Below are 12,742 nucleotides of genomic sequence, written 5' to 3'. Positions count from 1 at the left end.
TGCCGGTACAGGAGGGAAAATCCATGTCTAAAAAGTATTACATCACTACCCCAATTTATTATCCGAGTGCCAAACTTCATATTGGGCACACCTATTGCACGACGATTGCCGACTCGCTGGCACGATTTCACCGCCTTCGCGGTGACGATGTGTTTTTTCTGACCGGTTCCGATGAACACGGGCAGAAGATTCAGCGTGCCGCCGAAGATAAAGGAATGAAACCAATCGAATATGTTGATGGCATTGTAGCTCTTTTTCAGCAGCTCTGGAAAAAACTGAATATTTCCAACGATGATTTTATCCGTACGACCGAAAAACGTCATGAAAAAGTGGTTCAGAAACTGATGCAGATATCCTATGACAACGGTGATATTTATAAGGGAGAATACAAGGGATGGTACTGTACGCCTTGTGAAACCTTCTGGCCAGAAAACAAGCTCCCCGAAGGCAAGCATATTTGCCCGGACTGCGGCCGTCCCTTGGAATTGGTCAAAGAAGAAGCCTATTTTTTGAAAATGAATAAATATGCTGACCGGTGGCTGAAATTTATCGAAGAAAATCCTGATTTTATCCAGCCGGAATCGCGCCGCAATGAAATGATATCCTTTGTAAAAAGCGGCCTGGAAGATCTCTGTGTGTCCCGGACATCCTTTGATTGGGGGATCAAGGTTCCCTGGGATACAAAGCATGTTGTTTACGTATGGTTTGATGCGCTGGCAAATTACCTGACCGCTGCCGGATATATGGATGATCCGGAAAAGTTTAAAAAATTCTGGCCGGCTGATCTGCATCTTGTCGGTAAGGAAATTGTACGTTTTCATACGATTATCTGGCCGATTATGCTCATGAGCTGCGGGCTGCCCTTGCCGAAGAAAGTTTTTGGTCATGGATGGCTCATTGTAGATGGGACTAAAATGAGTAAATCACTGGGGAATGTCGTCGATCCCATTCCACTGATTGAACGGTATGGAGCAGATGCACTGCGGTACTACCTGCTGAAAGAAGTGCGCCTTGGTCAGGATGGAAACTTTTCCCTGCCTTCCTTTATCAATCGCATCAACTCCGACCTGGCCAACGACCTGGGAAATCTTCTGCAGCGGACGCTGGCCATGGTTGAAAAATATGAACAAGGTATCGCTGCCGGCCCGTCAGAGACCGAACCCGTCGACGACGATCTGGCCCGCTGCGCCGTGGAAACGGCGAAACAATTTGAAATCCTCATGGACGACATGAAGATCAACGACGCCATCAACGACGTCTGGACCCTCATCCGCCGCAGCAACAAATACATCGACGAAACGGCGCCGTGGGTATTGGCCAAGGACCCGGATAAAGCTGCGCGGCTGCAAACCGTGTTGTACAATCTTCTCGAATCGCTGCGTATCATTGCGGCTCTCGTCAGCCCCTTTATGCCGGCCAGCGCAGCTGATATGTGGAAGCAGCTTGGTTTGGGTGATTTTTCGTCAGCTTGCTTGTCCGAGGCGCAAACCTGGGGTTGCTATCCGGCAGATACAACAGTATGCAAGGGCAATGCTCTTTTCCCGCGGTACGATCTGAAAGAGGAAATTGCCGAAGAAAGTAAGGAAGCCAAGACGGTAGAAGCCTGCCCGGCAGCCAACGAACCGACAAAACCGGAAATTACGGCAGATCAATTCGGGGCGATGGATCTGCGTGTCGGAACTATCCTGGCCTGCGAAAAAGTGCCGAAAACATCAAAGCTGATGAAGCTCCAACTTGATCTGGGGACAGAACAGCGCCAGATCGTCAGCGGCATCGCCAAATTCTACAAGGCCGAAGACCTCGTGGGACACAACGTCGTTGTCGTGTCCAATCTGAAACCGGCGAAGCTCTGCGGCGTCGAATCGAAAGGCATGCTCCTGGCCGCCTCCGACGGCAATGATCATCTTCAGGTCGTGTTCGTAGACGGCATGGCGCCGGGAAGCCGGGTGAGATAAATGCTCTTTGATACGCACTGCCACGTCAATGATGAAGCCTATACGGAAGATCGCGACGCCATGCTGCAGCGAGCCATCGACGCAGGCGTACAGTACATGATGTGCCCCGGCACCGATGTGCAGACCTCGGCAGAAGCGATCGCCCTGAGCCACCAATATCCCCAGATCTACGCCGCCGTCGGCATCCATCCCGAAGACGCCGCTTTGGCTACGACAGCGGGCCTGGCCCAGCTGCGCCAATGGCTCCAGACGGAAGATAAAGTCGTCGCCATCGGTGAAGTCGGCCTGGATTACCACTGGCCCGAGCCGTCCCATGAGATCCAGCAGGACGTCTTCATCGAGCAAGTCAAAATGGCCGTGGAGCTGGACATGCCCATCGACATCCACGATAGGGAAGCCCACGGCGACACCATGGATATCCTGCGCCAATACGGCAAGGGGATCCGCGGCGTCTTTCACTGCTATTCCGGCAGCCTGGAAATGGCGCAGGAACTCATCAAGATGGGATTTTACATCGGCTTTACGGGCACCATGGTGTTTCCCAAATCGACGAAGCTCAAACGTATCGTCCAGGAACTGCCCATGGACCGCATCCTCATCGAAACGGACTGCCCCTACCTGACGCCGCCGCCATACCGCGGCCGCCGAAATGAGCCGTCCTACGTCCAGTACGTCGCCGGGGAAATTGCCCGCCTGCGGGACATGGACCTGGCTGACGTGCAGCGCATCACCCTGGAAAACGGCAGAAAAATTTTCAGAATTACAGAGATGAGAGAATAAGATAATAGAAATAGCCATTTTAGTAAAAAAGGTTCTATGTCAACTGTTGGGGTGACACTATAAGAGCTTATGTAAGAGAGGAACATTCAATGGGATGTTCCCCTTTTTCTTTGTGCAGCAGCATCCATAAACAATATACGGTTTTGAAAGCGAGAGAAATTATAAATGGCAAAGCAAATTTGTAAGAGGATGATTCATCAGCTCCGCAATATATACCTGCAGGTAATCATTACATAATCATGATGATGGATTCCGGGCAGAGATATAGCCATGAATGGGGCCCTTACGGAAAGGATGGTAATGCGGACGTAATCCCGTGTTATGCATGATCTCCATGCGGCAATGCAGACGACATACCTGTTCAGGATTGTAGGGGTTCGATTCATCGAACCCGCCCAATCCCGTGGTGTGTCTATATATGGGGGCGCCATGAATGGGGCTCCTACGGAGGGAGGGCATTGCAAGTGTGTACAGTATGAATGATTTTATATCAAATATTTATGTCACTATTTTTTTATAATTTATGCAATAAAAACGATATATTTGTATTGACCAGCTAACAAAAAGGCTGATATAATGAAATAACATAAAAAAACAAAATAGAACATCGTATATGACAAGACGAAGTATGTATGAACACCGATAGGAGGAATGTGTATGCTGCCGGCAGAACGACGTCAGTTTATATTAGATGAGCTGTACAGGAATAAAGCCGTTGCCGTGAATGAATTGGCGCAGCAGCTCGATGTGACACCTATGACGATTCGGCGTGATCTTCAGTTGCTGGAGGAAAACGGTCTGGTCGAAAAAAGTCATGGCGGGGCTATATTGACAGAGTCACTGGTCAAGGAAGCTACATATCATAACCGTAAGCTGGTGCATATTGAAGAAAAGCAGCGCATGGCGGAGGCGGCACTGCCTTTGATTGAATCCTCCATGAGCCTCTATATTGACGCCGGCACGACTAATTACGAGCTGGCTGTCGTCATGGCAAAGCGCCCTTGGGATGATTTGACGGTTGTTACAAATGATTTGGCAATTGCACAGGTACTCACTTCTGTTTCTGGCATTGAGGTCATCATGCTGGGCGGTCATATAGATGCCGAATCGGATTCTTCTTGTGGCGTGTTTGCCACGCATATGGTAAAGCAGATGCATTTTGACATATCATTTCTGGGGACACAGGCGATCACACCGGACTGGCGCATTATGACGGCTAACTCGGAAAAAATTGATGTGAAGAGAGCCTGCGTGGCCGCGTCGGATAAAAATATCCTTCTGGCGGACCATTCAAAATTTAAAAAGCATAAATTATATTATATTTTTGATATGTGGCTTCTGGATATGGTGATTAGTGATTATTGCGCAGAAGCGGCAGAGCAGCAGCTGTTTGAGGAACATCAAATTACATTTATTCATGTATAAGGGAGGCACAATATGCATACCTTTACCGTTATTGCAGATGATTTTACCGGAGCGAATGATACGGGCGTTCAAGTCTGTAAGCGTGGGATACCGATTGATGTCATTCTTGACGCACATCATATTGAAAACAATTCTGCCAGCTTGTCCGTGGATACGGAAAGCCGAGTCTTGTGTGCCGGCGAGGCCTATGACCGTGTGGCAGCCGTTATGCGCAGAGTACTGGAGACCGGTGGCTGTCAGCATTTGTATAAAAAAATAGATTCAACACTGCGGGGAAATATACAGGCTGAATTGCAAGCTCTTGTTGATGTATATAAACCGCAAACCGTTATTTTTGCACCCGCCTATCCTGTACAGGGACGGACAGTAGAACAAGGGCGGTTATGCGTGGACGGACAACCGCTGCTGACAACGGAAATTGCCAAAGATCCTCGCAATCCCCTGCGGGAAGATTGTCTGCCTGCACTGCTCCAATCCTGTGGGATTCGTGTCAGCCGTCATTACAGTATTGCCGATATAGAAACTGAAAATCTGATTTTTGGAGAAGGAGCATATACCTTTGATGCTGTTACCGATCAGCATTTGGAAGGCATTGCCCGTCATGCCGCGGCGCTGCCGGAAAGAATTCTCTGGATTGGTTCAGCTGGATTAGCGGAAGGGCTGCTGAATGCCGTATGCCCGGTTAAACCAGGTATGGCGGTAGTAGGCAGCATTAGTCTGAAAACAATGGAACAAATTGCGTATTGCAGAGGAAAAGGCGTGGCCATCGTGCATACGGATATGATACAGGCATATGAACAGCGGCAGGTTCAAGAATCGGTAAAAAAAGCGGCAGCATATCTTGAAAATGGCAGGGATATACTTTTGACGGCTGCAGAATCCAGACAAGATTATGAACGTTTTGCTGCCTATGGAGGGCAGCGCGGCATTTCTACGGATAGGCTGGCCGAATTTACCAAACAGACCTTGAGTCGTATGGTTTTGCCCGTTTTGGGACAAGCAAAAACCGCAGGTATTTTTCTCACCGGCGGAGACACGGCTATTGCCGTTATTGAATGCCTGCGGTCCCGGGGTTCTCATATCGAACAGGAACTGCTGCCGGGATTCGTGCAGGGACGACTGAACGGGGGGCCATATGATGGCTTACCTATTGTTACTAAAGCAGGAGCCTTTGGAAGCGCCGCAGATATATATGCGTGCATGCAGAAGATAAAAGCCCTGCCAGATAGTAAATAAACATGTAGTAACGTATAATATATTGAACAGTATGTGGAATCACGGCGTAAGTGCCTGGAATCTGCATACTGTTTTTTTTTGCGTCTCGCAATCAAAAAATGGTCATATATGATTTATAATTAAAGAATAAAATTTAATATTACAAATAAGCAATAACCATATGAGAGAATTCTATTGACTTATCAGATAAAAAAGAATTATAATTTTATTAACAAAATAGAACAAATAAAAACATACAAACACAAATAAAATGTGATTATATGTTAATGAAAGGGAGGAAATATGTTGGAAGAACGATTTGTTGGTATTACCATGGGTGATCCGGCAGGTATTGGGCCGGAGATTTCCCTTAAAGCCATAGATAAAAAAAATGAATATAAGCAGTCCGTACTGATTTACGGAAGTTACGGGGTGCTCAAGTATTATCATGATTTGCTAAGCTTGCAGACGCCGTTGGTTCGTATTGACAGGGTTCAGGAATTTCAAAAGGGAAAAATTAATGTGATTTCCGTTGTGGATTTGGAAATCGGCAAGGATATCATACTGGGGCAGGTATCTTCCGTTGCCGGGGATGCGGCCTATCAATATATCGCCCGGGCCATTGCTGATGCGATGAAGGGTGATATCAGCGTGGTGACGACGGCCCCGCTGAATAAAGAAGCACTTCATGAGGGCGGGCATCATTTTGATGGGCATACCGAAATATTTGCTACTCTTACGCATACGCAGACGTATACGATGATGCTCTGGAGCGACAGGATGTCCGTCGTCCACGTTTCCACGCATTGTGCGCTGCGTGAAGCTTGCAACAGGGCTACTAAGAAGCGGGTACTGGAATGTATACATCTGGCTGATGATGTCATGCGGCGGCTGGAAAAAAAGATACCGAAAATTGCTGTTGCCGGTCTGAATCCGCACAGCGGCGAGGCTGGACTCTTTGGACAAGAGGAGATTGAAGAAATTGCCCCGGCCGTTGAACAGGCCATAGCAGAAGGCCTGCAGGTAACAGGCCCCGTGCCGCCGGATACAGTATTTCTCAAGGCCTATAAGGGGGTATATGACATCGTCGTGGCCATGTATCATGATCAGGGGCATATTCCCATGAAAATGATTGCCTTTGATTCGGGCGTCAATGTAACGTTGGGCTTGCCTATTATCCGGACGTCTGTAGACCATGGGACAGCTTTTGATATTGCCGGCAAAGGAATTGCCAATGAAGAGAGCATGCTCTATGCCGTTGATTTAGGCAAGAGGTTTGCGGAAAGCTGAAGAAATAATCACGTTTTTACATATCAATTTATTATATAAGGGAGAGATATACATGTTTAAAGCAGAAGGTCTTATTACACCCGTGGTTACGGCATTGACGGAAAACGAAAAATTTAATAAGGAAGAATATCAGAATTTTATCGATCATTTGATCAAAGCCGGCGTCAGTGGTATTTTCCCTCTTGGCACCAATGGGGAGTTTTATGCTTTTTCCACTGCGGAAAAATTGAAAATTATCGAAGCGGCTGTTGAAGCCGTCAATGGGCGGGTGCCTGTATATGCCGGCACGGGCTGCGTGACAACACGGGAAACCATCGAACTTTCCCGGACGGCAGCTTCTATGGGAGTCGATTGCCTATCCATTATTACTCCGTATTTTGTAAAAGCATCACAGGCCGATCTCATTGAACACTATAGTGCCATTGCGCAGCAAGTTGATATGCCAATCCTGCTGTATAATATTCCTGCTCGTACGGGAAACTCGATTGAATATAAAACTGTCAAAACACTGGCGCAGTATGAAAATATTATTGGTATCAAAGATTCCAGCGGTAATTTTGATAATATGCTGAAATATATAGAAAATACCGATCCCCGTCTTTGCGTATTGGCCGGCAGTGATTCACTTATTCTCTGGGCGCTTATGGCAGGCGGCAGCGGTGCTATTTCTGGCTGCTCCAATGTATTTCCTGAACTAATGGTGGCTATCTATACGCATTGGAAAGCCGGCAATATAGAAAAGGCCAATGAAGCGCAGAAAGCTATTCGCCCGTTCCGTAATGTCATGCAGATGGGCAACCCGAACTCCGTTGTAAAATTGGCCGTCAATATGCGTGGCTATCATGTGGGACCAGCTCGTCAGCCTTCAAACTGCACAGACCCGGCTATTAGAAAAGCATTGGAAGATGTATTTAAATTATATGAATAATCAATCGAAATGAGGAGATGCAGTATAATGGCAAAAGTTGTAATTTCACATAGATTACATGATGATGGCATGGCTGTTTTGGAAAAAGCCGGTGTGCAAGTCGTGATTACCAATAGCGGTGACCCGGCGGTCATGCTTCCGGAATTAAAAGATGCGGATGGCGTGATTATCCGCATTGGTTCCATCGACAGAGCAACCATGGAACAGTGCCCAAGGTTGAAAGTCATCGGACGGCCGGGCGTCGGGGTGGATGATGTTGATGTGGAGGCTGCTACAGATATGGGGATTCCGGTCGTTATCGCACCAGGAGCGAATACCCGTTCCGTTGCGGAGCATGCCATGGCGATGATGTTTGCCTGCGCAAAAGACATGATTCGCAGCGATGCGCAAATGCGTAAAGGAAACTTTAGCATCCGCAGTTCCTATAAAGCGTACGAACTGAATGGAAAAGTATTAGGGCTCTTAGGCTACGGTCATATTGGCAGTGTTCTTGCCAATATGGCGGCAGGAATTGGTATGCAGGTTCTCGTCTATGATCCATTTATTCAAAAAGAAACGGTTGAAGCTCAGGGGTATAGCTATCGGGCAGATATGCAGGATATTTTGAAAGAAGCCGATGTTGTATCCGTTCACACGCCGCTTACACCGCAAACGCGCAACATGATTGGCAAGGCAGAATTAAAAATGATGAAAAAAGACAGCATTCTCATCAATTGTGCTCGTGGTGGGATTATCGATGAAACAGCTTTGAATAGAGCGCTGGATGAAAACTGGATTCACAGTGCCGGTACGGACGTTGTAGTTCATGAACCGATTGATCCGTCTGACCCGATTTTTGCGCATGACAATATTGTAGTGACTCCACATATGGCCGGCCAGACAAGAGAAGCGGCATCCGGGGTAGCGACCTTGGCCGCGGCAGGAACTATTGCTGTTATCAATGGTCAAAAATGGGATAAGGTTTGCAATCCTAAAGCATATGACCATGTGCGGTGGCAGAAATAAATTTTAATGATCCAATACATAATAAAACTCTCTTGATGGGAGCATTGGAATACAGCCATCAAGAGAGAAGAATGGATAGGGAAAGGCATTCCCCATCTGCTCTTATTATACCACAATTGCATGAATATACGGCGTGAAAAAATGTGGATAACGTGTCAGTATATCATATTGATTTTGAATGATAGGTATAGAGGAGGATAATAATGGAAGCAACACATGCAATAGACAAGGAAATGCAGGATCAAAAACGAACCCATGTGCGGTGGGCTGTTGCCGCCATGATGTGGGCAGCTATTGCAATCAATTTTATCGACAGGACGACCTTGGCGATTGCGACACCTCATATTATGCGGGATTTGAGCATTACTACAGAAGAAATGGGGATGCTGATGTCGGCGTTTTTCTTATGTTATGCATTATTGCAAATTCCGGCCGGCTTTGTTTCTGAAAAAATAGGACAGCGAAAAGCGCTGGGGCTATCCGTTCTTTGGTGGTCCATCGCAACCGGTCTGACAGGTGTGGCGACTGGTTTTAAATCGTTGTTAGGCTTGCGAATGGTTTTGGGAATTGGCGAAGCCGGTGCATATCCCAGCAATGCGGCTATTACGAGAAACTGGTTTCCCAAAAGTGAACGAGCAACCGTTGGCGGGTTATTTGACAGTGGGCAGAAATTTGGCGGTGCTTTTGGTATTCCAATTTTGACATGGCTGATGATTCAGATCGGTTGGCAGGGAACCTTTGTCGTTTTAGGGGCATTAGGTATTATTTGGGCTGTTGTATGGTTTCTGTTTTTTAAGGATAATCCGGCTGATCATAAAAGCGTCAATGCGGCTGAGTTATCCTATATCCGAGATGGAGTTGATGTAGGAAATGAAGATAAAACGATGCCGTGTAAATGGTATCAGCTGCTGAAATATCGCAATGTACAGGCTATGTGTATTGGCTTTTTTACTACTAACTATAGCTCTTATTTCTTTATTACGTGGCTGCCCATGTACTTGATGAAGGATCGTGGACTCAGCTTTGCTGAAATGGGGTTTGCGGCATCATTGCCTCTTTTGTGCGGCGCCTTTGCAGAGGTCATTGCAGGATGGGCTTCTGATAAAGTTCACTCCTCCGGTCGTTTTTCACTCACTGCGACGAGAAAGGGATTTATGTGCGGCGGCTTGATTTTGGCTTCGTCTATTGGCTTTGCTGCCATTACAGAATCGTTGTGGGTTACGCTGCTGTTACTTTGCTGCGCCAAGTCTGGAACGGTTATCGCGGCTTCTCAGGTATGGGCTATCCCCAGTGAAATTGCACCGCGGAATATGACGGGAATTGTTGCCGGCATTCAAAACTGCGTTTCTAACTTTGGAGGTGTTGTTGGCCCGATTGTTACCGGTTTTATTGTGGGTGCGACAGGACATTTTGAATTTGCTATGTTATTCACTGCATTTTTATTATTCATTGGCTTACTGAATTACATTTTCTATTTAGGAAAAATTGAACAGATACAGGTAGACTAGTACTGCCGAACTATTTTCACCAGAATGTCCGAGTTCTTGTATTCAGAGTTGAAACACATCGGAGATGATAGAAATGCATTTGTTTGAAAATTTGTTAAAAAGCGTTTTGATTCCTAAATTTGTCAAGGTAAATTATGAAATTCCACAGTCTCATGTGGGTGATCCAGGCAAAGAATTGTGCAGAGCCCTGCAACAGCGAGATATTCTTCAAGAGATCAAACCGGGAGATTCCGTATGTATTGCCTGCGGCAGCCGTGAAATTTCCCATTTAGCGGATATTGTAAAGGTATTGGTCCGGCAAATTAAGCTGCGCGGCGGAGAACCGTTCATTATACCTGCCATGGGAAGCCACGGTGGTGCTGTTGCTTCAGGACAAAGAGATATCTTGCTGAATTTTGGCTTGTCAGAAAAAAATGTGGGCGCCCCCATTAAAGCGACGATGGATACCGTATATGTAGGAATGTCCGCTTCAGGGTTAGAAGTAAGATTGGATAAATATGCGTCAGAGGCGGATTGGATTATTCCTGTAGGACGTATTAAACCACACACTGCCTTTCATGGGCCGATTGAAAGCGGTGTTCAAAAAATGATTGTTATCGGCATGGGAAAGCAATATGGCGCAAATATTTGTCACTCTCGCGGATTTAGTCAAATGTCAAAAAATATCCGGGAGTTTGCACATACCATATTAGCGCGATATCCAAATATCAGAGCCATTGGCATTATTGAAAATGCGTTTCATGAAACGTATAAAATCATTGCTTTTCCGCATGATGCAATAGAACGGGAAGAACCGGCATATTTGAAGGAAGCAAAATCTCTGATGCCTAAAATTCCGTTTAAAAAGGTGGATGCGATTTTTGTTGATGAGCTGGGGAAAAATATCAGCGGTACCGGTGCAGATCCCAATATCATTGGGAGATCACCCGTTATGGGGCGCTGGGAACCGAATGCTGATGCCATTGTTATGCTGGATTTGACGGAGGAATCGCATGGTAATATTACGGGAATCGGTAATGCCGATATCACAACCATGCGTGTTTTCAAAAAAATTGATATGGAGGCAACCTATCCGAACAATATCACAAGCTTGGTTCCTAAAGCAGCCAATATACCGCCGGTTATGCCGAATGACCGTCTAGCCATGAAGTTTGGGCTTAAGATTTGCCTTAATGTGGATTCCCAGGCAGGATCCAAGGTAGTATGGCTGCATAATACGCTGCTGATGCATCGTTTTTGGATTTCCGAAGCGCTCATTCCGGAAGCGGCTATATGTAGTAATTTGACCATTATGTCTGATCCTGAAAATATTACCTTTGATGATAAAGGCAACGTCAGCAACTGGGATTGGAATTGATCTGTCAGAAAAACAAAAGCTATTGAGATTAATAAAAATAACGAAGGAGTCGTGATTCTATGAAGCAATGTCAGTTGACCATTCCGGCAGTTACCTATGCCGGACCGGGAAGTATTGAAAAAATCACAGAAATAATAAAACGGGAACAAACATCATCTATCTTGATTTTTACAGATAAAGGGGTTCGCAGTGCCGGTCTTACAAAGGGAATTGAAGAAATCTGCGCGGCCGTCAAAACGACAGTTATTGATGATCTTTCTTCGGAACCGTCGTATCAAGATGTGGAACGTGTTATTGCCGAAGTGTGTGTGGCCCATGTTGACCTCATTATTGGAGTCGGCGGCGGCAGCGTCATGGATGCGGCCAAATTGGCCAGCATTGTCCTGGGAGCCGATTATGGTGTTCGCGATTTACTAAAAGATCCGATGATTGCCAAAAAATATATTAAATCGCTGATGATTCCGACGACATGTGGTACAGGTTCCGAAGCCACGTGCAACTCCATTGTCGCGATTCCGGAACAGCAGTCCAAGCAAGGTATTGTCAACACCTGCATGATTCCTGATTACGTTATTCTAGATGCAGACATGATTAAACATTTGCCGCCGAAGATTATTGCATCGACTGGGGTAGATGCGCTGGCTCATGTAGTGGAATGTTTTACTTCTAAAAAAGCAACGATTCTGAGTGACACGTATGCGAAGGAAGGGGCGGTTAAGATTTTCCGGAATATCCGTCAAGCTTATGCCGATGCGGATAATATGGAAGCTAAAACGGAAATGCTGATTGGCGCCTATTACGGCGGTATTGCCATTACGGGTTCCGGTACGACGGCTGTGCATGCGTTGTCCTATCCGTTGGGTGGTAAATATCATATTCCTCATGGCGTATCCAACGCAATCTTGTTTGCTCACGTAATGGAGTTCAACAAAGATGCCTGCACAGATCGACTGGCCTTATTGTGTGATGCCGTATATCCGGAAAAACATGAGGAAGTGGCAAATATAAAGGCGGACTACATCATTGAAGAAATCAAAGATATTGTAAAAAAAGTTCATATTCCGACTAATCTGGAGGAACTGGGCGTCAAAAAGGAAGATATGGATTTCCTGGTTCGGGCCGGCAGCCAGCAAAAAAGACTGCTTGTGAATAACTGCAAGGACTTATCGCTGGAAAATATACGCTATCTTTATAATAAATTGTTTTGACGTAAGGCTGTGGAGGGAAATGACTTTCCGCAAATTTTAAAATTTGATTGGTAAAGCCTGTTTTGAGAATC

Annotated in this window: 10 protein-coding genes; all 10 read left to right on the top strand. The window is 46.1% G+C overall.

The window, feature by feature from the left end; all coding sequences use genetic code 11:
- The first annotated feature begins 23 nt into the window (after positions 1 to 23).
- The 10 genes from metG (at position 24) to AB840_RS02235 (ending at position 12,671) form a co-directional block, all read left to right on the top strand.
- Positions 24 to 1,955: a methionine--tRNA ligase gene (metG, locus tag AB840_RS02280; protein ID WP_048513210.1), complete on the top strand. Its 1,932-nt coding sequence runs from the start codon at positions 24 to 26 to the stop codon at positions 1,953 to 1,955.
- A complete protein-coding gene (locus AB840_RS02275; protein ID WP_048513209.1) occupies positions 1,956 to 2,735 on the top strand; it encodes a TatD family hydrolase in 780 nt (259 codons plus the stop codon).
- A gap of 657 nt (positions 2,736 to 3,392) precedes the next feature.
- Complete coding sequence (locus AB840_RS02270; RefSeq protein ID WP_048513208.1) at positions 3,393 to 4,160, top strand: DeoR/GlpR family DNA-binding transcription regulator; 768 nt, start codon at positions 3,393 to 3,395, stop codon at positions 4,158 to 4,160.
- Positions 4,161 to 4,172: 12 nt separating this feature from the next.
- The gene (locus tag AB840_RS02265; RefSeq protein ID WP_048513207.1) at positions 4,173 to 5,396 is read left to right on the top strand and encodes a four-carbon acid sugar kinase family protein; all 1,224 of its coding nucleotides are present in this window, start codon (positions 4,173 to 4,175) and stop codon (positions 5,394 to 5,396) included.
- A gap of 282 nt (positions 5,397 to 5,678) precedes the next feature.
- On the top strand, positions 5,679 to 6,665 hold the full coding sequence (pdxA, locus tag AB840_RS02260; RefSeq protein ID WP_171969699.1) for a 4-hydroxythreonine-4-phosphate dehydrogenase PdxA: 987 nt from the start codon (positions 5,679 to 5,681) through the stop codon (positions 6,663 to 6,665).
- 52 nt (positions 6,666 to 6,717) lie between these two features.
- Complete coding sequence (gene dapA, locus AB840_RS02255) at positions 6,718 to 7,593, top strand: 4-hydroxy-tetrahydrodipicolinate synthase (protein WP_048513206.1); 876 nt, start codon at positions 6,718 to 6,720, stop codon at positions 7,591 to 7,593.
- Between the two features lie 27 nt (positions 7,594 to 7,620).
- Complete coding sequence (locus AB840_RS02250) at positions 7,621 to 8,598, top strand: hydroxyacid dehydrogenase (protein ID WP_048513205.1); 978 nt, start codon at positions 7,621 to 7,623, stop codon at positions 8,596 to 8,598.
- A 203-nt stretch (positions 8,599 to 8,801) separates the two neighbouring features.
- Complete coding sequence (locus AB840_RS02245) at positions 8,802 to 10,106, top strand: MFS transporter (RefSeq protein WP_200809894.1); 1,305 nt, start codon at positions 8,802 to 8,804, stop codon at positions 10,104 to 10,106.
- A gap of 73 nt (positions 10,107 to 10,179) precedes the next feature.
- The gene (locus tag AB840_RS02240) at positions 10,180 to 11,463 is read left to right on the top strand and encodes a nickel pincer cofactor-dependent isomerase, group 22 (protein WP_048513204.1); all 1,284 of its coding nucleotides are present in this window, start codon (positions 10,180 to 10,182) and stop codon (positions 11,461 to 11,463) included.
- Positions 11,464 to 11,522: 59 nt separating this feature from the next.
- Positions 11,523 to 12,671 carry an iron-containing alcohol dehydrogenase gene (locus tag AB840_RS02235; RefSeq protein ID WP_048513203.1) on the top strand — a complete coding sequence of 383 codons (1,149 nt, stop codon included), beginning with the start codon at positions 11,523 to 11,525 and terminating at the stop codon, positions 12,669 to 12,671.
- Positions 12,672 to 12,742 lie beyond the last annotated feature (71 nt).

The organism is Megasphaera cerevisiae DSM 20462 (assembly GCF_001045675.1).
Classification (GTDB): Bacteria; Bacillota; Negativicutes; order Veillonellales; family Megasphaeraceae; genus Megasphaera; species Megasphaera cerevisiae.
The sequence above is the reverse complement of the archived record's forward strand: the minus strand, read 5'-3'. Positions and strand labels throughout refer to the sequence as shown.